At 69.2% G+C, this 23205-nt stretch carries 23 protein-coding genes; 19 read left to right on the top strand and 4 right to left on the bottom strand.

Features of this window, described 5'->3' with window-relative positions; all coding sequences use genetic code 11:
• The first annotated feature begins 60 nt into the window (after positions 1–60).
• The 4 genes from ACLBYD_RS03750 (at position 61) to ACLBYD_RS03735 (ending at position 5463) form a co-directional block, all read left to right on the top strand.
• Positions 61–765 (top strand): rhomboid family intramembrane serine protease, encoded by a 705-nt coding sequence (locus ACLBYD_RS03750; RefSeq protein ID WP_447815452.1) that lies wholly within the window; start codon positions 61–63, stop codon positions 763–765.
• A 57-nt stretch (positions 766–822) separates the two neighbouring features.
• Positions 823–2253: an acyl-CoA synthetase gene (locus ACLBYD_RS03745; protein WP_447815451.1), complete on the top strand. Its 1431-nt coding sequence runs from the start codon at positions 823–825 to the stop codon at positions 2251–2253.
• A gap of 171 nt (positions 2254–2424) precedes the next feature.
• Positions 2425–3678: a PucR family transcriptional regulator gene (locus ACLBYD_RS03740; RefSeq protein WP_060651709.1), complete on the top strand. Its 1254-nt coding sequence runs from the start codon at positions 2425–2427 to the stop codon at positions 3676–3678.
• Between the two features lie 99 nt (positions 3679–3777).
• Positions 3778–5463: a substrate-binding domain-containing protein gene (locus tag ACLBYD_RS03735; protein ID WP_447815450.1), complete on the top strand. Its 1686-nt coding sequence runs from the start codon at positions 3778–3780 to the stop codon at positions 5461–5463.
• Here ACLBYD_RS03735 and ACLBYD_RS03730 read toward each other — a convergent pair.
• Both ACLBYD_RS03730 and dapD read right to left on the bottom strand, forming a co-directional pair.
• Entirely contained in the window at positions 5432–6769 is a 1338-nt protein-coding gene (locus ACLBYD_RS03730; protein ID WP_447815666.1) for an amino acid permease, read from the bottom strand. The two genes, ACLBYD_RS03735 and ACLBYD_RS03730, sit on opposite strands and share 32 nt — an antisense overlap.
• Positions 6770–6877: 108 nt before the next feature.
• Positions 6878–7831: a 2,3,4,5-tetrahydropyridine-2,6-dicarboxylate N-succinyltransferase gene (dapD, locus tag ACLBYD_RS03725; protein WP_060651706.1), complete on the bottom strand. Its 954-nt coding sequence runs from the start codon at positions 7829–7831 to the stop codon at positions 6878–6880.
• Between the two features lie 98 nt (positions 7832–7929).
• Here dapD and dapE point away from each other — a divergent pair, with 98 nt between their 5' ends.
• From dapE to ACLBYD_RS03675, 10 genes are all read left to right on the top strand, one after another.
• A complete protein-coding gene (gene dapE, locus ACLBYD_RS03720; RefSeq protein WP_447815449.1) occupies positions 7930–9006 on the top strand; it encodes a succinyl-diaminopimelate desuccinylase in 1077 nt (358 codons plus the stop codon).
• 10 nt (positions 9007–9016) lie between these two features.
• Positions 9017–9820 carry an LOG family protein gene (locus tag ACLBYD_RS03715; RefSeq protein WP_006550564.1) on the top strand — a complete coding sequence of 268 codons (804 nt, stop codon included), beginning with the start codon at positions 9017–9019 and terminating at the stop codon, positions 9818–9820.
• Complete coding sequence (locus tag ACLBYD_RS03710; protein ID WP_447815448.1) at positions 9814–10374, top strand: LOG family protein; 561 nt, start codon at positions 9814–9816, stop codon at positions 10372–10374. The genes ACLBYD_RS03715 and ACLBYD_RS03710 overlap by 7 nt, the downstream gene beginning before the upstream one ends.
• A 148-nt stretch (positions 10375–10522) precedes the next feature.
• A complete protein-coding gene (locus ACLBYD_RS03705) occupies positions 10523–12274 on the top strand; it encodes a long-chain-acyl-CoA synthetase (RefSeq protein ID WP_447815665.1) in 1752 nt (583 codons plus the stop codon).
• Positions 12275–12292: 18 nt separating this feature from the next.
• Complete coding sequence (folP, locus tag ACLBYD_RS03700; protein WP_447815447.1) at positions 12293–13213, top strand: dihydropteroate synthase; 921 nt, start codon at positions 12293–12295, stop codon at positions 13211–13213.
• The gene (locus ACLBYD_RS03695; RefSeq protein WP_447815446.1) at positions 13210–14127 is read left to right on the top strand and encodes a glucosyl-3-phosphoglycerate synthase; all 918 of its coding nucleotides are present in this window, start codon (positions 13210–13212) and stop codon (positions 14125–14127) included. Before folP ends, ACLBYD_RS03695 begins: the two co-directional genes overlap by 4 nt.
• Before the next feature lie 57 nt (positions 14128–14184).
• Positions 14185–14580 carry a DivIVA domain-containing protein gene (locus ACLBYD_RS03690; protein ID WP_447815445.1) on the top strand — a complete coding sequence of 132 codons (396 nt, stop codon included), beginning with the start codon at positions 14185–14187 and terminating at the stop codon, positions 14578–14580.
• On the top strand, positions 14577–15200 hold the full coding sequence (locus ACLBYD_RS03685; RefSeq protein WP_447815444.1) for a DNA-3-methyladenine glycosylase I: 624 nt from the start codon (positions 14577–14579) through the stop codon (positions 15198–15200). The genes ACLBYD_RS03690 and ACLBYD_RS03685 overlap by 4 nt, the downstream gene beginning before the upstream one ends.
• Positions 15201–15351: 151 nt before the next feature.
• Positions 15352–15519 (top strand): DUF3117 domain-containing protein, encoded by a 168-nt coding sequence (locus ACLBYD_RS03680; RefSeq protein WP_006554284.1) that lies wholly within the window; start codon positions 15352–15354, stop codon positions 15517–15519.
• A gap of 84 nt (positions 15520–15603) precedes the next feature.
• Positions 15604–16500: a putative RNA methyltransferase gene (locus ACLBYD_RS03675; RefSeq protein WP_447815443.1), complete on the top strand. Its 897-nt coding sequence runs from the start codon at positions 15604–15606 to the stop codon at positions 16498–16500.
• On the opposite strand, the gene glgA is transcribed toward ACLBYD_RS03675, so the two are convergent.
• Positions 16487–17659: a glycogen synthase gene (gene glgA / locus ACLBYD_RS03670; RefSeq protein ID WP_258260524.1), complete on the bottom strand. Its 1173-nt coding sequence runs from the start codon at positions 17657–17659 to the stop codon at positions 16487–16489. The two genes, ACLBYD_RS03675 and glgA, sit on opposite strands and share 14 nt — an antisense overlap.
• A 113-nt stretch (positions 17660–17772) precedes the next feature.
• Here glgA and glgC point away from each other — a divergent pair, with 113 nt between their 5' ends.
• Positions 17773–18987 (top strand): glucose-1-phosphate adenylyltransferase, encoded by a 1215-nt coding sequence (gene glgC, locus ACLBYD_RS03665; protein WP_037190186.1) that lies wholly within the window; start codon positions 17773–17775, stop codon positions 18985–18987.
• Positions 18988–19070: 83 nt separating this feature from the next.
• Here glgC and ACLBYD_RS03660 read toward each other — a convergent pair whose 3' ends face one another.
• Positions 19071–19706, bottom strand: a complete 636-nt coding sequence (locus ACLBYD_RS03660; protein ID WP_026061109.1) for an O-methyltransferase — start codon at positions 19704–19706, stop codon at positions 19071–19073.
• Between the two features lie 316 nt (positions 19707–20022).
• On the opposite strand from ACLBYD_RS03660, the gene sigE reads away from it, so the two are divergent.
• The 4 genes from sigE to tatB all read left to right on the top strand — a co-directional run bounded on the left by sigE (position 20023) and on the right by tatB (position 23188).
• Complete coding sequence (gene sigE / locus ACLBYD_RS03655) at positions 20023–20658, top strand: RNA polymerase sigma factor SigE (protein ID WP_016692035.1); 636 nt, start codon at positions 20023–20025, stop codon at positions 20656–20658.
• A gap of 16 nt (positions 20659–20674) precedes the next feature.
• Positions 20675–21007, top strand: a complete 333-nt coding sequence (locus tag ACLBYD_RS03650; protein ID WP_447815442.1) for an anti-sigma factor family protein — start codon at positions 20675–20677, stop codon at positions 21005–21007.
• Positions 21008–21221: 214 nt separating this feature from the next.
• Positions 21222–22691, top strand: a complete 1470-nt coding sequence (locus ACLBYD_RS03645; RefSeq protein ID WP_447815664.1) for a S1C family serine protease — start codon at positions 21222–21224, stop codon at positions 22689–22691.
• 92 nt (positions 22692–22783) lie between these two features.
• Positions 22784–23188 (top strand): Sec-independent protein translocase protein TatB, encoded by a 405-nt coding sequence (tatB, locus tag ACLBYD_RS03640; RefSeq protein ID WP_060651697.1) that lies wholly within the window; start codon positions 22784–22786, stop codon positions 23186–23188.
• Positions 23189–23205 lie beyond the last annotated feature (17 nt).

Below are 23205 nucleotides of genomic sequence, written 5' to 3'. Positions count from 1 at the left end.
ACACCGATGCGACAGCGCTGACGCACCGCTCAGCGAGCAGCGCGCCGGTAGATTGGCCCCGTGAGTTCGTCCGGTGAGGATCCGCTGCTGTGGGTGCTCTACGTCGCCGTGGTGGCCATCGCTGCGGTGAGCGCGTCGCGCTCCCACTCGGGAAGCTCCGCACACGCGACGACGCGATCGTTCTGGTGGCCCCCACCCCTCGCGGCGACGATCCTGTGGTCGGTGGTCGCGGTGGCCTCACTCGCGCGACTCGTCTTCCCCGGACTGCTCGACGTCTTCAGGCGGCAGCCGGTCCGCACCCGTGACCGGGGGGAGTGGTGGCGTGTCCTCACCGCCGGTCTGATCGAGGACGGCGGCGTGCTCCTCACCGTCGTGAACCTGCTGTTGCTCGCGGTGGTCGCCGTCGCGATCGTGCGGGTGTGGGGGTGGTACCGCGCACTCGGGTTGTTCCTGGTCGGCCAGGTGCTGTGGGGGTTGTTCACCACCTTCGTCTTCCCGTCCGACGGCGCGGGAACGACCGGCGCGACGCTCGCCTCGGCCGCGACCCTGGCGGGACTGTGGCCGGTCGTCGGAGCGACACGCTCGCTGCTCGTCGCCTCCGCGGCGACCTTCCTTCTCGGTGTGGTCCTCGTGATCGCGGGCGACGCGCACGGCGTGGCCGTCCTCATCGGAATGCTGCTTGGCGCGGTCCTGGCCACCGTGCTTCCCCCGGCACATCTGGCGCGGACATCGATGTCCGCGGCGCGCGGCGACATTCACACCTGACCGCCACACCCGACCGCCTCCGCGAGGCCGCGGGAGCGATATGGAATCGTGGCTGCTGTGTCTGCACTGCTTCGTTCGCTGAACCCGCTGGCCGTCGCGCGCGGCGACGATCTCCCGGACGCCGTTCGTATCGACGGCCACACCTTCTCCCGTAGCGATCTGCTCGGCGCGGCCACCGCGGTCGCGGCGCGGGTCGCGCGAGCCGATCGGGTGGCCGTGCTCGCCACTCCGAGCGCGACCACCGTCGTCGCCGTGACCGGTGCCCTGCTCGCCGGGACGACCGTGGTGCCGGTGCCGCCGGATTCGGGGCCCGCCGAACTCGCCCACATCCTGAGGGATTCGGGTGCGCAGGCCTGGCTCGGTCCGGCGCCGGAGGTGCAGCATCCCGACGTTCCGCAGTTGCCGAGCCTGCCGGTCCGCCTGCACGCCCGCGACTGGCACCACCTGCCCGAGCCGAACCCGGCGCGAATCGCGTTCGTGCTCTACACCTCCGGGACCACCGGCGCTCCGAAGGGTGTGCTGCTGAGCCGCCGGGCGATCGCCGCGGGCATCGACGCGCTCGCCGAGGCGTGGGCCTGGACCGAGCGCGACACGCTCGTCCACGGACTGCCGCTGTTCCACGTGCACGGACTCGTGCTCGGTGTGGTCGGAGCCCTGCGTGTGGGCAGCCGGCTGATCCATACCGGGAAGCCCACTCCGCAGGCCTACGCCGAAGCGCAGGGATCCCTCTACTTCGGAGTGCCGACGGTGTGGACACGCGTCGTCGAGGACGAGGACTCCGCCCGCGCGCTCAGCGGCGCGCGACTGCTCGTCTCCGGCAGCGCGCCGCTGCCGGTGCCGGTCTTCGAACGACTGCGTGAGCTCACGGGGCTGGTTCCGATCGAGCGCTACGGCATGAGCGAGACGATGCTGACGCTCAGCACGCGGGTCGACGGCGAGCGCCGTCCCGGCTGGGTCGGCACGCCGGTGGCCGGGGTCGAGACGCGCCTGCGCGACGAGCAGGGCCGCGACGTGCCCCACGACGGGGAGAGCATCGGCGTCTTGCAGGTGCGTGGACCGATGCTCTTCGACGGCTACCTGAACAGGCCGGAGGCCACCGCGGCCGCGTGGACCGAGGACGGATGGTTCGTCACCGGCGACGTGGCGGCCGTCGACGAGGGCGGATTCCACCGCATCGTGGGTCGCGAGTCGACCGATCTGATCAAGACCGGCGGGTTCCGGGTGGGTGCGGGGGAGGTCGAGACCGTTCTGCTCGGGCATTCCGCTGTGCGGGAGGTGGCCGTGGTGGGCCTGCCCGACGACGACCTCGGTCAGCGGATCGTCGCGTTCGTGGTGCCCGCCGCCGACGGCCCGGAGGTCGACGAAGCGGAACTGATCGACCTTGTCGCACAACAGCTCTCCGTGCACAAGCGGCCCCGGGAGGTGCGTGTGGTGAGCGACCTTCCCCGCAATGCGATGGGCAAGGTGCAGAAGAAGAAACTGGGCTGACAGGGTCGGTCGGGAGCGCCCGCGGGCAAGTTCCTGTTACCGGAACTTCGTGGAAAATCGGTCACAGGGGTTGCATGTGTCACACTGCGAGGCGGATTCTCTACTGCACCGTATGTAGATCTACTCACTTCGATGGGGGTTCGAGGGATGTCTGTAACGGATCAGGTCCGGGTGCCCGGGCACGACCGTCGGGGGGACGGTGACAACGCCCCGCTCTTCCTGGTGGACGGGAAGCCCGCGTCCGTTCCGCTGCGCGATCTGCCGGCCGTGGCCCGCAAACTCGTGGCGCACTTCGCCGACAACGTGGCTCCGTGTTCGCTCCGACCGGGGGAATCGCTTCGCGGCGACGTCACCGAGGTCACCGTGCGCTGCCTGCGCATCGCGATCCATCTCCTCGACTCCGGAGAACTGCCGTCCGACGCGGAGCTCGCCGACCTGCGCAGCAGCGCCGCCCAGTGGGCCCGCGCCGGATTCCGGCTCGAGTACATGCTCCGGATCTACCACGAAGGCATCCGTCTCGGTTGGGAGCTGGTCACCGATCGGGCCCGGGAGGGGGACGTCTCCTCCGTCGCTGACGCGTCCCGCCTGTGGATGGCCCTGCTCGAGAAGGTCACCGTCGCTGCGACCACCGGTTTCGTCGCCGAACTCGACGCCATCCGCCGCGAACGCGACGTCGCCGCGCAGGAACTGGTCACCGCGCTGCTGAGCGGGCAGGACGCCGCGGCCGTCGCGCAGCGCTCCGGGCTGGTGCTCGCCGACACCTACACCGTGCTCGCGGTCTCGCTCACCCGACATCCCGACGAACGCAATCCGCACGTGCGGCCGGAGGTCGTCGCGCGGCGCACGCTGCGCCGGGTCGAGACCGAACTCGAGGCGATCTGCGAGGGCCGTCATCTTGCGATGCTCGGCCCCGAGGGCGGTACCGTCCTGCTCCCCGAATCACCGTCGACGGAGGCGATCGAGGAGTTCCGGCAGCGCATCGAGACCGTGGCCGGGGTGTCCGTCACGCTCGCACTCGTGCACGCTCCCGTCCGGGAGGTGCCCACCGCGGCGAAGCAGGCCCACGAGCTGCTCGACCTCGTGCGACGGCTCGGCCGTCCGGTCGGTGCCTACGGCATGGAGGATCTGGCCCTGGAATACCAGCTCACCCGGCCCGGACCGGCGCGCCGCCACCTCGCGCGCGTACTCGATCCGCTCGACGAATCACCCGAACTCGTCGAGACGCTGGAAACGCACATCGCCCACGATCTCAGTCGCCAGCTCACGGCCAAGACCCTGCACGTCCACGCGAACACCGTCGACTACCGGCTCAAGCGGGTCGCGCAACTCACCGGCTTCGACCCCACCCGGCCCTCCGGTCTGCGGCAACTGCAGGCGGCGCTGATCGCTCGACGACTCGAACTGGAGAGCTCCGAACAGGGCTGATATCGCGTCGGATTCGGCTTCGCGAGGCCTGTCGGTCTATATCATCGGTCTCGGGCGACCGAGGGGCGTCACCCGGAGTGAACGCGAGGGGGCCGACGCATGGCGGGGGAGTCCGAACCGTCCGAGTCGGATCCGCCGAGCCGTCGTGGCGGCGCGCGTGGGGGTGCACGGCCGGACAGGAGTCGGCAGGGCAGGAGTCGTGCGCGCTGGCTCGTCGTCGCCGCGATCCTCGTCCTCGCGGCCGGATCCGTCGCCTTCCTCGTCGTGGAGGGACAGAACGGGTGCGACGACTCCGAGCGCTACACCGTGGCGGTCACCGCTGACCTCGCACCGGTGATCGAGGAGACCACGGTACCCGAATGCACCGAACTCGAGATCGTCGAACAGGAACCGGGCGAGGTGTCGGCGCGACTGGCGACCGACGACGTTCCCGACCTGTGGCTCCCGGCGGGCGGCTGGTGGGCGTCGTGGGCGGGTGAGACCGCCACGGGCCCGGTGCGCACGGTGTCGACCCCGCTCGCCACCACGCCGCTCGTGATCGCGGGCGCGCCGGGCACCGTCGAACCGGCGGCCGACTGGCAGGAGGCCCTGTCCGATCCCGATCTCGTCTTCGGCAATCCGCTGCGCTCCGGCCCAGCGGCCGGGGCCATCCGCGCGGTGCTGGCCGAGGCCGCCGACGACCCCGTCGCGATGGGTACCGTTCGTCCCGTCATGGCGCCGCTCGCCGAGCGGGAGGGGGCCCGTAACGAGGAGGTGCCCACCGGATCGACGCTGCTCGAGGAGACCGTCGCGAACGGCGGGACGGTGGTGAGCACCGAACAGCAGGTCGAGGCCTATCGCAGGGTCCACGAACGCGAACTGGGTGTCGAGGTCCCCGCCACCGGCACACTGCTCGTGGACTACCCGGTGGTCGTGACCGCGCGTGGGGAGCGACACGACGCCGCGGCGGCCGCCGCGACCGCGCTGACCGACGCGCTGCACACCTCCGAAGGACTCGACAGGCTGGCCCGTCACGGTTTCCGGGACGGAGGCGGACGGCCCCTGCCCGACGACCGCGGTGTGGGCGCGGTCCCGGTGCTCGAACTCGACGACGAGACCGTCGCAGAGGAAGCGATGAACGTGTGGGCGTTGCAGGCTCTTCCCGTGCGCACCGTCTTCGCCGTGGACGTCTCCGCTTCGATGAACCGCAATCTCGGCGACGAGAGCCGGATCGAACTGGTCCGGCGCGCCGCGACCGCCGCCAACGAGGTCCTGCCCGGGAACGTCTCGGCCGGCCTGTGGTTCTTCGGCGGCGGAGTGAGCGACTACGCCACATTGCCGAACGACCGTGCCGAGGTCCCCGGGGACTTCATCGTGGCGGCCCCGATCCGGCGCTTCGATGCGGTGGTGGACGGCGGGACGCATCGCGACCGGCTCACCGCGCTCGTCGCACAGATGGCCGGCACGGCCGACGAGACCACCGCCCTCTACGACACGATCCTCGCGGCCTTCCGGTACGTGCAGGACAGCTACGACCCGCGAGCGGCCAACAGTGTCGTCGTGGTGACCGACGGTGCCGACGACGGCTCCGCAATCTCGAAGGACGAACTGCTCGCCGTCCTCTCGAACGAGAACGATCCGTCCAGGCCGGTCCGGATCGTGACGATCGGACTCGGCGAGGACGTCGACACCGCGACCCTCGAGCAGATCGCCGCGGCGACCGGAGGGGTGAACTACCGGACGAGCGATCCGCTCGACATCACCGAGCTCGTGCTCACTGCGCTGGCCGATCGGACGGGTGGCTGACGGCCTTCTTGTCGTGGGTGCGGTGCCAGAGCAGGCCGAGCGCCGTGATGATCAGGAACAGCACGAAGGTCGACGCGAGCTGGACCCGGGCCGCGCTGTCGGACAGCATCAGCACGATGAAGCCGATGAGCATCGCGAGCGTGAACCAGCTGAGATAGGGGAACAGCCACATGCGCAGGCGGATGGTGCCCTCGCGCTCGAACTTGCGGCGCAACCGCAGATGTGAGACGACGATGAACAGCCAGATCGCGATGAGCGCCGATCCGACGGCGTTGAGCAGGATCCCGAGGAGGGTGTCGGGCAGCAGCCAGTTGAGCCACACGCTGACGAAGCCGAAGAACACCGAGACGAGCACCGCGTTGCGGGGCACTCCGTGGTGGGTGAGCTTGCTGAGCCAGGCGGGGCCGTCGCCGCCGCGGGCCAGTGAGTAGGCCATGCGGGAGGTGCCGTAGACGTTGGCGTTGAACGCCGACAGCAGCGCGATCACCACGACGAGTTCCATGAAGCCGGACACGTAGGGGATGCCGGCGATGTCGAGCACCGAGACGAACGGGGAGGTCTCGCCGCTCGCCGCGGTCCACGGCAGCACGAGCACCATGATCGAGATCGACCCGAGGTAGAAGACCGAGATACGCCAGACGACGCTGCGCACGGCGGTCGCGATGGACCGTTCCGGGTCCTTCGATTCGGCCGCGGCGATCGTGACGATCTCGATGCCGCCGAAGGCGAAGGCCACCGCGAGCAGACCGGCCGCGACGCCGGCGATGCCGTTGGGTGCGAAGCCGTCGCCGTCGCCGAGCAGGTGGGTGGTGCCGACGGGTTCGGTGCCGGGAAGCAGACCGAACACGAGCAGGATGCCGATCACCAGGAATCCGAGGATGACCGCGACCTTCAGTGCCGCGAACCAGAACTCGAATTCACCGAAGTTGGCGACCCGCGCGAGGTTGACCACCGCGAAGAAGGTGACGAACACCAGCGCGACCACCCATTGGGGTACGCCCGGTAGCCACGACTGCACGATCGCGGAGGCGCCGGTGATCTCGACACCGAGCACCATGATCAGCATGAACCAGTACAGCCAGCCCATGCTGAATCCGGCCCAGCGGCCGATCCCGATGCGCGCGTAGTGGGAGAACGAACCGCTCACCGGCAGCGCGGCACCCATCTCGCCGAGCATGCGCATCACGAAGATGATCATCACGCCGGCGAGCAGGTACGACACGATGATGGCCGGACCGGCGGCGGCGATACCCACTCCGGAACCGAGGAACAGGCCCGCGCCGATGGCGGAGCCGAGTCCCATCATGGTCAGATGACGGACCTTCAGGCCGCTCCCGAGATGTTCGACTTCGGAAGCGGGCCGCTGGGTTTCACTCACAGTTTCTCGGTTCCGAATCTGTTGTGGGGTGCAGAGCTAGTCGTTGGCGTGCAGAGCCGCGTTCAGTTCGACTCCGCTGCCCTTGTTCGGCACGACCTCGACTGCGCCGCTCACCGAGTTGCGTCGGAGCAGGAGGTTGGATGCGCCGCTGAGGGTCGCGGCCTTGACGACGGTGCCGTCCGGGCCGGTGACCTTGGTGCCGGCGGTGACGTACAGGCCGGCCTCGACGATGCAGTCGTCACCGAGCGAGATGCCCACGCCGGCGTTCGCGCCGAGCAGGCAGCGCTTGCCGACGGAGATGACCTCCTTGCCACCACCGGAGAGGGTGCCCATGATCGAGGCGCCACCACCGATGTCGGAACCGTCGTCGACGACGACACCCGCGGAGATGCGGCCCTCGACCATCGAGTTGCCGAGCGTGCCGGCGTTGAAGTTGACGAAGCCCTCGTGCATGACGGTGGTGCCGGACGCGAGATGCGCGCCGAGGCGGACGCGGTCGGCGTCGGCGATGCGGACACCGGCGGGAACGACGTAGTCGACCATGCGGGGGAACTTGTCGACACCGAAGACGGTCACCGGTCCGCGGATGCGCAGACGCGAGCGCACGGTCTCGAAGTTCTCGAGCGAGCACGGGCCGTAGTTGGTCCACACGACGTTCGCGAGCAGACCGAAGATGCCGTCGAGGTTGAGTCCGTGCGGCTGGACGAGACGGTGCGACAGCAGGTGCAAGCGCAGGTAGGCGTCGTGAGTGTCGACGGGCGGCTTCGACAGGTCTGCGATGTCGGTGCGCACCACGACCTGCTGGACCTCGCGCGCCTCGTCGTGACCGGCGAGCAGGGCGAGATCGGACGGGATGTCCGTGCCCTCGAGTCGCGTGGTTCCGGTTTCGCTCGGCTCGCCGAGGGCGGGTGCCGGGTACCACGTGTCGAGGACGGTCCCGTCCTCCGTGATGTTCGCGATGCCTACTGCTGATGCTCCGTGTGCACTCACGGGTGAGAAGCGTACGCGAGGCGGTCCTGCGCCTGTGTCCCCCCTGAGAAAATCGTGTGCGGGGTCTGAGGGACGGACGCGTTTCGTATCGTGCAGGTATGCCCGTACCGCAGCTGGACCTGCACGCCGACCCCGTCGAACTGACCGCCGCGCTCGTCGACATCCCGAGCGTGTCGCAGGACGAGACGCTCATCGCCGACGCCGTGGAAGTGGCCCTGCGGGAGCAGACCGACGGCTTCGAGATCGTGCGCAACGGCAACTGTGTCCTGGCGCGGACGAACCGCCGGCTCGGCAGCCGCGTGATGCTCGCCGGCCACCTCGACACCGTCCCGATCGCCGACAACGTGCCGTCGCGGCGCGACGGCGACCTGCTGTGGGGCTGCGGCACCTCCGACATGAAGGCCGGCGACGCCGTCTTCCTGCACCTCGCCGCGACCGTCACCGATCCCGCTCACGACCTGACGATCGTGATGTACGACTGCGAGGAGATCGCGGCCGCGTACAACGGGCTCGGACGGATCGAGACCGAACTGCGCGACTGGCTCGACGCGGACGTCGCGATCCTCGGCGAACCCACCTCGGGTGAGATCGAGGCCGGTTGCCAGGGCACCCTGCGGGTACGCATCACGGCCGACGGTGTGCGGGCGCATTCGGCGCGCTCCTGGCTCGGCGACAACGCGATCCACAAGCTCGCTCCCGTGCTCGACCGTCTGGCCCGCTACGAGGCACGGTCGGTCGACATCGACGGTTGTGTGTACCGGGAAGGACTGTCGGCCGTGCGCATCGAGGGCGGTGTCGCCGGCAACGTGGTGCCCGACGCCGCTGCGCTCGACGTGAACTTCCGGTTCGCCCCGGATCGCAGCCCCGACGACGCACTCGCGCACGTCCGCGAGGTCTTCGACGGTCTCGCGATCTCGATGGAACTCACCGACATGTCGCCCGGCGCGCTGCCCGGACTGTCGAACCCGGCCGCGGCGGCGCTCGTCGAGGCCGCGGGCGGGAAGTTCCGGGCCAAGTACGGCTGGACCGACGTCTCGCGGTTCGCCGCGCTGGGGATTCCGGCCGTCAACTACGGGCCGGGCGACCCGAACCTCGCGCACAAGCGCGACGAGCACGTCGAGGTCGGGCGGATCACCGAGGTGACCTCCGTTCTGCGCTCCTATCTCACCCGATAACGTGGCCGCCATGTCCGGCGACAACTCCTCCTCCGAACGCGGCTCCCGGCGCGAGGTCGTGCACCAGGGCCCGGTGCAACTGCGCGGCTCTCTCGCCCGCGAGGCGACGACGATGGACCAGCGGCTGCTCGATCGCCGCGGCCCGTCCGACTGGGTGCACACCGATCCGTGGCGTGTGCTGCGGATCCAGAGCGAGTTCGTCGAAGGCTTCGGTGCGCTCGCCGAGGTGCCCCGCGCCGTCACCGTCTTCGGATCGGCGCGCACCCCGGCCGGTCACGAGGAGTACGAGATCGGCCGCGAGCTCGGCGCCGCACTCGTCCACGCCGGATACGCCGTCGTCACCGGTGGCGGTCCGGGCGCGATGGAGGCGGCCAACCGCGGTGCCAGCGAGGCCGGGGGACTGTCGATCGGACTGGGGATCGAGCTGCCCTTCGAGCAGGGCCTCAACGAGTGGGTCGATCTCGGCCTGAACTTCCGGTACTTCTTCGCGCGCAAGACGATGTTCGTGAAGTACTCGCAGGCGTTCGTGTGCCTGCCCGGGGGTTTCGGGACGCTCGACGAGCTGTTCGAGGCACTGACCCTCGTGCAGACCCGCAAGATCACGCAGTTCCCGATCGTGCTGTTCGGTTCGGAGTACTGGAACGGTCTGGTGGGCTGGCTGCGCGAGACCCTGGTCCGCGGCGGCAAGATCTCGCCCGCCGACCTCGACCTCCTCTTCGTCACCGACAGCGTCGAGGAGACGGTGGACATCATCCTCGAGGCGCATCGCGGCGAGGACGAGAACGAACTGTACGGAAACGGGAGTGGATGGTGACCGAAGCTCTGTCGGTCTGTGTGTACTGCGCGTCGGGCCCTGTCGACCAGAAGTTCCTCGAACTCGCCGCCGCTGTCGGCACCGAGATCGGCCGACGGGGCTGGCAGCTGGTCTCCGGCGGCGGCAACGTATCGATGATGGGCGCGGTCGCCGACGCGGCCCGCGCGGCCGGCGCGCACACGATCGGGGTCATTCCCAAGGCACTCGTGCACCGCGAGGTCGCGGACGTCGACGCCGACGAGTTGATCGTCACCGAGACGATGCGCGAGCGCAAACGCATCATGGAGGACCGCGCCGACGCCTTCCTGACCCTGCCCGGCGGAATCGGAACCCTCGAGGAACTGTTCGAGACGTGGACCGCGGGGTATCTCGGTATGCATGCCAAGCCGGTCGTCCTGCTCGATCCGACGGGGCACTTCGACGGCCTGCTCGGCTGGCTCGGGTCGATGGTCGACACCGGTTTCGTCGCGCAACGCGCACTCGACGGTCTCGCGGTCACCACCGACCTCGCCGATGCGCTCGATCGTTGCGCTGCGCCGTACGCGGCGGTCTGAGGTGTTCCACTTCGCCGCGCGCTTATCTACTCTTCGGTAAGTTCGGGGGAACGCCGTGGGTGTCGCCCGAGCGAGCCCGCCCGTCCCCGACGTCGCCGTGAGGAAATTTGTCGTGACCACTCGATCCGATCGAGACAATGCCCCCGTCGTGTCCCTGCCCGGACTCGTCTCGAAACTGCCCCGGATGACTACCGATCTCCCCATCGTGTTGCGCGGAGCAGCCGGGATGACCCGGAAGCCGACCGCCCGCGAGACGATCGGGTCGGTCTTCCAAAAGCTCGCCGAGCGTCACCCGGAGCGGCCCTTCATCCGGTTCGAGGGAGCCTCCATCGGGTACGGCGAGGCCAACGCGCAGGTCAACCGGTACGCAGCGGTGCTCGCCGATCGCGGTGTCGGCATGGGCAACGTCGTGGGCATCCTCATGGGCAACCGGCCCGAGACCCTGCTGGTCGCGCTGGCCGCGGTCAAGCTCGGTGCGGCCGCCGGCATGCTCAACATCAACCAGCGTGGTGAGGTGCTCGAGCACAGCCTGTCGCTGCTCGACAGCGCCGCCCTCGTGATCGGGGAGGACTGCGAGGAGGCCGTCGACTCTCTCGATGGCGAACCGCAGGCCCGCACCGTGCTGCGCTTCGATGAACTCGACACCGCCGCCCGCGACGCCGACGCGTCGAATCCTGCCGTCACCGAGGATCTGCGGGCGTCCGAGACGGCCTACTACATCTTCACCTCCGGCACGACAGGACTGCCGAAGGCCAGCCGCATGACGCACTTCCGGTGGCTGAAGTCGATGTCGGGTCTCGGCAGTCTCGGTGTGCGCCTGCGCCGCACCGACGTCCTGTACTCCTGCCTGCCGCTCTATCACAACAACGCTCTGACCGTCGCGTTGTCCTCGGTGCTCGCCGCGGGGGCCACCTTCGGGCTCGGCCGGAAGTTCTCGGCGTCCAACTTCTGGGACGACGCGGAGCGCAACGGCGCCACGGCCTTCATCTACATCGGTGAGATCTGCCGCTACCTGCTCAACCAGCCGCCGCGGGAGGACGACGCCGATCACGGGATCCGCCTGGCCGTCGGCAACGGCCTGCGCGCCGAACTGTGGGAGGAGTTCACCGAACGCTTCGGCATCGACCGCGTCGCGGAGTTCTACGGCGCGAGCGAATGCAACATCGCCTTCATCAACGCGCTCGACCAGAAGCGCACCGCCGGCATCTGCCCGCTGCCCTACGCCGTCGTCGACTACGACCCCGATTCCGGGCAGGCGCGCCGCGGCGACGACGGCCGCCTGAAGAAGGTCGGCAAGGGCGAGGTCGGGCTGCTCCTCGCGAAGGTCACCTCCCGCGCACCCTTCGACGGATACACCGATCCCGAGGCCACCGAGAAGAAGCTGCTGCGCGACGCGTTCTCCGACGGCGACGTCTGGTTCGACACCGGCGACCTCGTCCGCGACCAGGGCTGGATGCACGTCGCGTTCGTCGACCGGCTCGGCGACACCTTCCGGTGGAAGGGTGAGAACGTCGCGACCACGCAGGTCGAGGCCGCGGTGTCGTCGCACGAGACGGTCGCCGAGGCCGTCGTCTACGGCGTCGAGGTCGACGGGGCCGACGGTCGTGCCGGAATGGCCGCGATCACCCTGAAGGAGGGCTCCGAGCTCGACGGAGCGGCGCTCGCGAAGTCGCTGCACGACGCGTTACCGGACTACGCGGTCCCGCTCTTCGTCCGCATCGTCGACGAGCTCGAGTACACGACGACCTTCAAGAGCCGGAAGGTCGATCTGCGCAAGCAGGGCTACTCCGAGACCGGTGAGGACGAGGTGTACGTGCTCGCGAGTCGCAGCGAGGGCTACCGGCCGATCTTCGACGGCTTCGTCGACGGCGTCGCGCGAGGAGAATTGCCCGCTCGCTGAGCATGTCAGGATGGGATCATGAGCGGCCCCGCGACCGATGTCGACGAGCAGACCCCCGTGACCCGTCCCGGTCCGGCACCGTCCACCCTGTGCGGGCGCCCCGTTGCCACCGACCGGGCGCTCGTGATGGCGATCGTCAACCGCACCCCGGACTCGTTCTACGACCGGGGAGCGACCTTCGAGGACGACGCGGCGCTCGCCGCCGTCGACCGCGCGGTGGCCGAGGGTGCCGATCTCGTCGACATCGGCGGGGTGAAGGCCGGGCCGGGGGAGGTTGTCGACAGCGATGAGGAGATCCGGCGCGTCGTGCCGTTCGTCGCCGCGATCCGCGAGCGGTATCCGGATGTGCTCATCAGCGTCGACACCTGGCGCAGCGAGGTCGCGCGTCGCGCCGTGGGCGAGGGCGCCGATCTGATCAACGACACGTGGGCCGGTGCCGATCCCGAGCTCGTCGCGGTCGCCGCCGAACTCGGGGCCGGCATCGTCTGCTCCCACACCGGCGGTGCCGTCCCGCGCACCCGGCCGCACCGCGTGCGGTACACCGACATCGTCGGAGAGGTGGTCGCGGAGGTCGTCACCGCCGCGGACGCCGCCGCCCGCGCGGGTGTCGCGAGCGACTCGATCCTCATCGATCCGACCCACGATTTCGGAAAGAACACCCATCACGGACTCGCTCTGTTGCGACACGTGGACGTTCTTGTAAAAACCGGGTGGCCTGTGCTTATGGCGCTGAGCAACAAGGACTTCGTGGGGGAGACTCTGGGAGTCGAACTCGCCGACCGGTTGGAGGGCACATTGGCAGCGACAGCTTTGGCCGCAGCGGCCGGCGCACGGATGTTCCGGGTACACGAGGTGGCAGCCACACGTCGGGTGGTCGACATGGTCGCGGCGATCGCGGGCACACGCCCGCCGGCGCGCACGGTGAGGGGGTTGGCATGAGTGCACCTGCACGCACGTGGAACGAAGCCAACAGCTGGGATCGGCCCGCCTGGGCGATCGACGAGCTGATCGCGGCCAAGGCCGGCCGGACGGTGACCGTGGTGTTGCCCGCCCTCGACGAGGAGGAGACCGTCGCGGGAGTGATCGACACGATCCACCCGCTGCTCGGTGATCTGGTGGACGAACTGGTGGTCCTCGATTCTGGTTCCACCGACGAGACGGCCTCCCGAGCGCGGGCGGCGGGTGCCCGTGTCATGTCCCGGGAGGAGGCGGTACCGGGCATCGAACCGGTCCCCGGCAAGGGTGAGGTGCTGTGGCGGTCGCTCGCAGCGACCTCCGGCGACATCATCGCCTTCGTCGACTCCGATCTGATCGATCCCGATCCGGCCTTCGTGCCGAAACTGCTCGGGCCCCTGCTGCTCGGCGACGGCGTGCACCTCGTCAAGGGGTACTACCGGCGTCCCCTGCGCACCGGTGGTGGCGAGGACGCCCACGGTGGTGGCCGCGTCACCGAGCTCGTCGCACGGCCGCTGCTCGCGGCCCTGCGACCGGAGCTGACCTGCGTGCTGCAACCGCTCGGCGGTGAGTACGCGGGGACGCGGGAACTGCTCGAGTCCGTCCCGTTCGCACCGGGTTACGGGGTGGAGATCGGGTTGCTGCTCGACACCTACGACCGGTTCGGTCTCCACGCGATCGCGCAGGTCAACCTCGGGGTCCGCAAGCACCGCAACCGGCCGCTGTCCGAACTCGGGGCGATGAGCCGGCAGATCGTGGGCACGATGCTCTCGCGATGCGGGATCCCCGATTCGGGTGCGCCGCTCACCCAGTTCCTGGTGGAGGGCGACGCGTTCGTCCCGTTCGACACCTCCGTCGATCTCACCGACCGGCCACCGATGGTGACGGTCACCGGCTGAGCCGACCGTCCGGCACCGGCCCCGGCCGGTGTCGGACGCTCGTGCCAAGATCGGAGCATGCTCACGGTTCTGCTGTACGTGCTCGTGATGGCGGGCGTCGCCGCGGTGCTGTTCTTCGTCGCGAGCGCCGTCTTCGGCCGGGGCGAGACGTTGGCGCCGCTGCCTCCGGGCACCACCGTCACGGTGCTGCCGGCCACCGACGTCACCGGCACCGACATCCGCGGCCTGCGGTTCCAGCAGACCGTGCGGGGTTACAAGATGAGCGAGGTCGACTGGGCGCTCGATCGTCTCGCCCGCGAGGTCGACGAGCTGCGGGTCCGGCTCGCCGACGCCGAGGCCCGCGCGGCTGGAGAACCGGTCGACGGCGCCGGGCAGGACGTCGGGGCAGAAGAGCTCGAAGCGGAGGACGTTCCGGAGAGCGCATCGTCGGAGTCGACAGGGGAGACACTATGACGCCCGACGGGCAGGGGCCCGTGGTCGAGACCGGCGAGCACGCTGCCGTAACCGATACCGACGACCGCGTGCGGTGCCCGTGGGCCGTCGACGGTCCCGGTTCGTCGCTCTACCGCGACTATCACGACTACGAGTGGGGCCGGCCGCTCCACGGCCGCGACGAGATGTTCGAGCGGCTCTCCCTCGAGGCATTCCAGTCGGGACTGTCGTGGCTGACGATCCTGCGCAAGCGGGAGGCCTTCCGCGCGGCCTTCCAGGGTTTCGACGTCGAGGCGGTCGCCCGCTTCACGGAGGCCGACGTCGAGAGGTTGCTCGCCGACCCCGGCATCGTGCGCAACCGCCGCAAGATCGAGGCGGTGATCGCCAACGCGCGGGCCGTGCTCGAACTGCCCACCGACCTCGACGAGCTGCTGTGGTCGTTCGCACCGCCGCGACGCGCGCGACGGTCGGTAACGGTCGAGGAAATTCCGGCGGTGACGCCGGAGTCCACGGCGATGGCCCGTGAGCTGAAGCGTCACGGCTTCCGTTTTGTGGGCCCTACCACTGCCTATGCGCTGATGCAGGCCACCGGGATGGTCGACGATCACCTCGAATCGTGCTGGGTGTCACTCGCCCCGTAGAACCCGGAGGAGTCTCTTACCCAGGAGTCAGCTACGCGCACGTATTCCGGATAGGGAAGAATGAGAAGGTGCGCGTCGCCGCGACCGGCGATGCAACCACACGGTAACCCACGCGCCCGGCGGTCGGGTGCAGATTTGGAGGGAGCAGAGGATGGCGGCCATGAAGCCCCGGACCGGGGACGGTCCCCTCGAAGCAACCAAAGAGGGACGAGGAATCGTCATGAGGGTTCCACTCGAGGGCGGCGGACGTCTGGTCGTCGAGCTCACGCCGGAAGAGGCTGCGGCACTCGGCGACGAACTCAAGAGTGTCACCAGCTGATCGGCCCCTCTCAGGGCACTCCGGGCCCCGCGCTCCTCGGCGCGCGGGGCCCGGTGTCGTCCTGAGAACACGATCGGAGGCGCGATGCTCGCCGACGTGATCGACCTTCTCGCGTGCCCTCACTGCGAGTCCGCGCTCGACCTCGACGACAACGTCGTGATGTGCGATCGCGGGCACAGCTTCGACGTCGCACGCCAGGGCTACGTGTCGCTGCTCGCCGGCGGTTCGACGCCGTTCACCGGCGACACCGCCGACATGATCGCGGCCCGCGCCGACTTCCTCGGAGCCGGGCACTACGACCCCATCCGCAGCGCAGTGGCCGACGCGTGCGTCGACACCGCCGATGCGGTGGACACAGCCGATGCGGTGGACACAGCTGCCGACGCTGCGATCCTCGAGGTCGGGGCCGGTACGGGGCAGTACCTCGCGTCCGTGCTCGACGCCCTGCCGGCGGCGCGCGGCATCGGACTCGACGTCTCCAAGCCCGCTGTGCGACGCATCGCCCGCAGTCATCCCCGGACCGGGGCGATCCTCGCCGATGCGTGGCAACGACTACCCGTGAAGTCGGCGTCGCTCACCCATGTGTTGTCGGTGTTCGCGCCGCGCAACGCCGCCGAGAGTCATCGCGTGCTCGCCCCGGGCGGAACGCTCGTCGTCGCGACACCCACCTCGGAGCATCTGCGCGAACTGGTCGAGTTGCCCGGCATGGTGAGCGTGGACGACCGGAAGACCGAGCGGCTCTCGTCCGCCCTGTCGGGACGTTTCGAGCGGGCGGGACGGACGGACGTGCGCTTCACGGCGGCACTCCCGCGCGAGGCGCTCGGTCTCGTCGCGGGGATGGGTCCGTCGGCGCACCACGTGACGTCCGACCGGCGCGCGGAGTTGCTGGCCTCTCTGCCCGACCCGTTCGACGTGACGGTGTCGGTCACCGTCACCACGTGGCGACGGATCGGGACGTCCGACGAACTTAACGCGCCGTGATCACCTGCTGGTAGACGGCGACGGTCTGACGGGCGATCTGCGCCCACGAGAACTCGCTGACGGCGCGGTCGCGTCCGGCCCGGCCCCACTGGGCGGCCCGGTCGCGGTCGCGTGCGACGTCGTTGACGGCGTCGGCCAGGGCGCGCTCGTAGGTCGCGGTGTCGAACGCGTCGTAGTGCACCAGGCGCCCGGTGATCCCGTCCTGCACGACCTCCGGGATGCCTCCCACGTCGGAGGCCACTACGGCGGTCTCGCAGGCCATCGCCTCGAGGTTGACGATCCCCAGCGGCTCGTACACCGACGGGCAGACGAAAACCGTAGCCGCCGAGAGCAGTTCGCGGACCGATGCCGTGGGCAGCATCTCGCGCACCCAGTGCACCCCGTCGCGGGCCTCCTGCAGGGCGGCCACCGCGCGTTCGGTCTCGGCGGCGATCTCGGGGGTGTCGGGCGCGCCGGCACACAGGACGAGCTGGATGTCGGGATCGAGGTGGTGCGCCGCGGCGATCAGGTGCCCGACGCCCTTCTGTCGGGTGATGCGGCCGACGAACACGACGATCGGGCGATCCGGATCGAGACCGATGCGGGTGACGACGGACTCGTGGCCCGGTTCGGCCGGACCCGGATGCCAGACGGTGGTGTCGATCCCGTTGCGCACCACGTGGACCCGAGCAGGATCTACGAAGGGGTAGGCGTCGAGCACGTCGAGGCGCATCCCGTCGCTGACCGCGATGATCGCGTCGGCGTACCGGACGGCGTTGCGTTCGGACCAGGAGGAGATGCGGTAACCGCCGCCGAGCTGCTCGGCCTTCCACGGCCGTCGCGGCTCGAGGGAGTGCGCGGTGAGGATGTGCGGGACGTCGTGGAGTTCGGCGGCGAGATGACCGGCCAGCCCGGTGTACCAGGTGTGCGAGTGCACCACGTCGACTCCGGCCGCGGCGTGCGCCATGCGTAGCCCGGCGGACAGGGTCGTCAGGGCGGGATTGGCGTCGCGTAGTGCCGGGTCGGGGGAGTGCACGAACGCGGTGTCGCGCGGTGCACCCGTGCAGTGCACGTCGACCTCGACCAGTCGACGCAGTTGTTCGACGAGTTCGGTGACGTGGACTCCGGCCCCGCCGTACACCTCAGGCGGATATTCCCGCGTCATCATTGCCACCCTCACCGCCTCAAAGTAGCGGGCCGCGCAGGTTCCGGCCACCCGACCCCGACACTCCGATCGGCGTCGAGATTCCGCTTCGCTGGCGGTGGCCTGGGTCGGGGGATAGGTTGAAGCGTGTGAGGAGCCAGCCCCATGTGCTTGGAATCGTTCTCGCCGGCGGCGAGGGCAAACGTCTGTATCCGCTGACCGCGGACAGAGCCAAGCCGGCAGTGCCGTTCGGGGGCGCGTACCGCCTCATCGACTTCGTGCTCAGCAATCTCGTGAATGCCGGTTACCTGCGCATCTGCGTTCTCACGCAGTACAAGTCGCACTCCCTCGACCGGCACATCTCGCAGACCTGGCGCCTGTCCGGATTCACCGGTGAGTACATCACCCCGGTGCCGGCCCAGCAGCGACTCGGTCCCCGCTGGTACACCGGCAGCGCCGACGCGATCCTGCAGTCGCTCAACCTGGTCTACGACGAGGATCCCGAGTACATCGTGGTCTTCGGCGCCGACCACGTGTACCGGATGGACCCGGAGCAGATGGTGCGCCAGCACATCGAGTCGGGAGCCGGCGTCACCGTCGCCGGTATCCGCGTCCCGCGCAGCGAGGCCTTCGCGTTCGGCTGCATCGACAGCGACGAGAGCGGCAGGATCACCCAGTTCCTCGAGAAGCCCGCGCATCCGCCCGGCACGCCCGACGACCCCAACGTCACGTTCGCGTCCATGGGCAACTACGTCTTCACCACGAAGGTCCTCGTCGAAGCGCTGCGGGCCGACTCGGAGAATCCCGACTCCGACCACGACATGGGCGGCGACATCATCCCCGCGCTCGTCGAGCAGGGCGAGGCCCACGTCTACGACTTCAACGACAACGTCGTCCCGGGCGCGACCGAACGCGACCGTGCCTACTGGCGCGACGTCGGTACGCTCGACGCCTTCTACGACGCCCACATGGACCTCGTGTCGGTCCACCCGATCTTCAATCTCTACAACCGGCGCTGGCCCATCCGCGGTGCCGCCGAGAACCTGCCGCCCGCGAAGTTCGTGCAGGGTGGCCTGGCGCAGGAATCGATCGTCGGTGCCGGCAGCATCCTGTCGGCCGCCACGGTCCGCAACTCGGTGCTCAGCTCGAACGTCATGGTCGACGACGGAGCGACCGTCGAAGGCAGCGTGCTCATGCCCGGTGTGCGCATCGGCAAGGGCGCGGTGGTGCGCCGAGCGATCCTCGACAAGAACGTCGTCGTCGGCGACGGCGAGATCATCGGCGTCGACCTCGAGCGCGACCGTCAGCGGTTCGCGGTCAGCAACGGTGGTGTCGTCGCCATCGGCAAGGGCATCTGGATCTGAGAACGTGCCCGTCCCGAAGGCGGGTTCGGCCGAAGCGCGCCGCGAAGAATCAGCCGAGCTGCACCGCGCAGATCAACCGCAGATCAACTGAGGCGCACCGCGCAGAGCAGGCCGTCGCCGAGCGGCAGGACCACCGGAGCGAGACGCTCGTCGTCGGACACCGCGCGGGTGGCCTCGCGCACCGCGAGCACCGTCGCGTCGCGGGCGGCGGGGTCGGCGACCCGTCCGTCGAGCAGGGCGTTGTGCAGCACGATCACGCCACCCGGCCGGAGCAGACGCACGCCCTCGCGCACGAAGTGCGGATGGTCGGCGGGGGTCGCGTCGACGAAGACCATGTCGTAGCCGGAGTCGGCGAGTCGCGGCAGCACGTCGAGCGCGCGGCCGTTGATGAGCCGGGTGCGCGACGCCACGATGCCTGCCTCGCGGAAGGCGATCTTCGCGGCCCGCTGATGTTCCGGTTCGCTGTCGATCGTGGTGAGCACGCCGTCCTCGCGGAGGCCGTGCAGCAACCACAGTCCGCTCACGCCCGCACCGGTCCCGATCTCCACTACCGTCTTCGCGTCGAGCATGCGGGCGAACATCGCGAGGGCGGCTCCGACCGAGGGGGACACCGGGTCGGCGCCCAGATCTTCGGCACGGTCACGCGCCGCGGCGAGCTCGTCGTCCTCGACGACGATGTTCTCGGCGTGGGTCAGGATGCGATCGGCGTTGGTCTGCACCTCACTGAGGCTATCCTCGGCGATTCGTTCGCGCAGGCAGGCGCGCACGGAGTGGTGCCGTCAGTTGTGTGATTTCGGCGGATGAACATGCCCGGACCGGTTTTCTCAGGGACGTTTCAGGTTACTCATACGGCGGCCACATCGCCGCGAGGAAAACTGACACTCGACGAACCGGACGATCGCACCGGTTCACGACTTCGAGGACGCACCGCCCTCGTGGAACGTTCCTGTCGAGGAATATTCCCTGCAGGTCGCGTGTTGTAGGCCCCGAAGCCCGTATCACTGCGGTCCCGACGAGGAGGATCCACCGATCCACATGACCCGATCCCACACTGTTCCCGAGAACGACGCCTCGGCGCTCGACGCTGCCCTCGAGGCGGACCTGAGCGGCACCGCGGCGTTCGATGCCACCGGGGACCGCGCGGCCATGCCGTCGTGGGACGAACTCGTTCGTGAGCACGGCGACCGTGTCTACCGACTCGCCTACCGTCTTTCCGGCAACGCCCAGGATGCGGAGGATCTCACGCAGGAGACCTTCATCCGCGTCTTCCGGTCGTTGCAGAACTACCAGCCCGGCACTTTCGAGGGCTGGTTGCACCGCATCACCACGAACCTCTTCCTGGACATGGTGCGCCGCCGGAACCGCATCCGGATGGAAGCGCTCCCGGAGGACTACGATCGTGTACCGGCCGCAGGGCCGAACCCCGAGGAGATCTACCACGACGCGCGTCTCGGCGCCGACCTGCAGTCCGCTCTGGACTCGCTCGGACCCGAGTACCGTGCCGCGGTGGTGCTCTGTGACATCGAAGGTCTGTCCTACGAGGAGATCGGTGCCACACTGGGGGTGAAACTCGGTACGGTACGTAGTCGTATCCACCGAGGCCGCCAGGCACTCCGCGAGTACCTGCGCGAGCATGGAAAGGTCGAAAACGGTCGCGTCGATGCGGGGTAGCCGCCGGGAGGTAGTGATGACGATGGTGCAACCACCTCGCAGGTTCGGCTCCACGGAACATCTCGCCAGCGAGGCAGTTGCCGCATTCGTCGACGGCGAACTGCGCATGGCGGCCTACATGCGGGCCGCTCAGCACCTGTCGATGTGTCCGGAGTGTGCCGCCGAGGTCGAAGCCCAGCAGCAGGCCCGCCACGCACTGCAGTCCGCTGCCGATCACGTACCGCGTATGCCGAGTTCACTGCTCGGGACGCTCAGCAACATCCCTTCACACCTGTGCGATCCGTCCCCACACCCGCAGGTGGAGGAAGGCTTCGCCGCGCGCCGCTGGTCGATTCTCCGGCGCCGGTGACCGGACGGGCGGTAACAGGTGATCCGATGCCATCGGTGATACTGGGCTGCGTGACGGACCTAGACGGGGGAGACGGGCACGCGTGACGGCCGAATCTGCGCAGCACACCGAACGACGAGCCGGCGACGATCCTCGTCGCGACGACGAGCTGCCCCACGCTTCGTCGGGTAAGGACTCGTCGGGCAGAGGCTCGTCCGGCAATGCCTCGTCGGGTCTGCCCGACGGAGCGATCGCGCGCCCCGACGACGCTCCCCGTCTCGACCCCCGGCCCGTCTACCGGCCCACCGTCGACCAGGCATCGGCACGTGTCTTCGGACGCCCGCCCGGTGCCGAGGGCTCGTTCGACTCCTCGGTCCATCCCCGCGTCGTCGACCCGCGCGTCCAGCAGGCGCCCCCGACCGACGCGATCCTGGCCGAGGCCTACGGTCGGCCGTCCGACGCCGACGAGACACTCCAGCGTCCCCCTGCGCAACCCGCGGCCGAGACCGAGGACGACACCGAACCCGATCCGTGGCGCGACCCCGATTCCGCGGTGCGGCTCGGTCCGCCCCTGGCCGGGGAGGCCGAGGAGAAGGAACTTCCCCCGGCCCCCGGACTCACCCTGCGTGAGGTGTTGTTCGACCGCCGCGTCCAACCCCGCGCACTCGCGACCCTGGCCGCTGTGGCCGTCGTGATCGGCATGGTCGGCGGACTCGTCGTCGCGCTCGCGACCGCCGACAACGGTTCGCTGACCAGTCGCGGAGTGACGCTGAGCCAGTCGGGTCCCGACGAGGAACTGCCCACCGGCGCGGTCGCGCGTGTCGCCGACACCGTGCTGCCCGCGGTCGTCTCCATCCAGACCGCCGTCGGCGGCGACGCCGGCACCGGCTCGGGCGTGGTGATCGACGGTGCCGGTTACATCGTCACCAACAACCACGTCGTTTCGATGGCCGCCGGCAATCCCGATGCGAAGGTGCAGGTCACCTTCGACGACGGCACGAAGGTGCCCGCCTCGATCGTCGGACGCGACATCAAGACCGACTTGGCCGTGCTCGCCGTCGAGAACGTCGACAACCTGGTCGTCGCCGAGCTGGGCCGCTCCGAGGACGTCCAGGTGGGCGAGGACGTCGTCGCGGTCGGTTCGCCGCTCGGCCTGAGCAAGACCGTCACCCGCGGCATCGTCAGCGCGCTGCACCGGCCCATGCGGCTCAGCGGGCAGGGCACCGACACCGACGCGGTGATCGACGCCGTCCAGACCGACGCCTCGATCAACCCCGGCAACTCCGGCGGCCCCCTCATCGACATGGAGGGTCGCGTGATCGGTATCAATTCCGCGATCAAGTCGGAGACCGGTGGTTCGGTGGGCCTGGGCTTCGCGATCCCCATCGACGACGTCACCGAGGTGGCGCAGGAGCTGATCCGCACCGGCGAGATGCGGCACCCGGACATCGGCGTGAACGCACGCTCGGTGGTCAACGACGTCGCGAGCGGCGCGGAGGTCGCCAACGTCCGCCAGGACAGCCCGGCCCAGCGCGCCGGCATCGTCGAGGGCGACGTCATCGTCAAGGTCGGCGACCGCGAGGTCACCAGCGCCGACGAGCTCGTCGTGGCGGTCCAGCAGCAGGAGATCGACGAACCGATCACCGTCCAGCTCGTGCGCAACGGCCGCCTCGTCGACGTCGAGGTCACCCCCGTCTCCGACTGAGCGGCCCCTGTCTCGGACAGAACGTCCCAGCCGTGTGATGTGACCTTCCACGTAGGTGCTGCGATCCGGACGAGACCACGTACCCTGGATGCGTGTTCGGCAACATCGGTTGGGGCGAGTTCCTGGTACTCATCGTGGCGGCCCTCGTGGTTCTCGGCCCGGAGCGCCTGCCCGGCGCCGTCTCGTGGGTGGCCAAGTCGCTGCGTCAGGTACGCGACTACGCCACGGGTGCGCGCGACCAGCTCAAGCAGGAACTCGGACCGGAGTTCGACGACCTGCGGCAACCGCTGTCCGAGCTGAACCAGCTGCGCGGCATGACACCGCGGGCCGTGATCACGAAGCATCTGCTCGACGGCGACGACTCGATCCTCACCGGCAATTTCGACAAGCCGTCCTCGGCGGCTCCGGGAACGCCCACCAACGGCGCGGCCCGGCCGAACCTGTCGAAGCCGCTCGCTCCGGACGAGAAGCCGCCGATCGATCCCGACGCCACCTGACAGCTTTCCTACGATCG

The organism is Rhodococcus sp. C26F (assembly GCF_053345925.1).
This window is presented reverse-complemented; position numbering and strand designations above follow the sequence as displayed.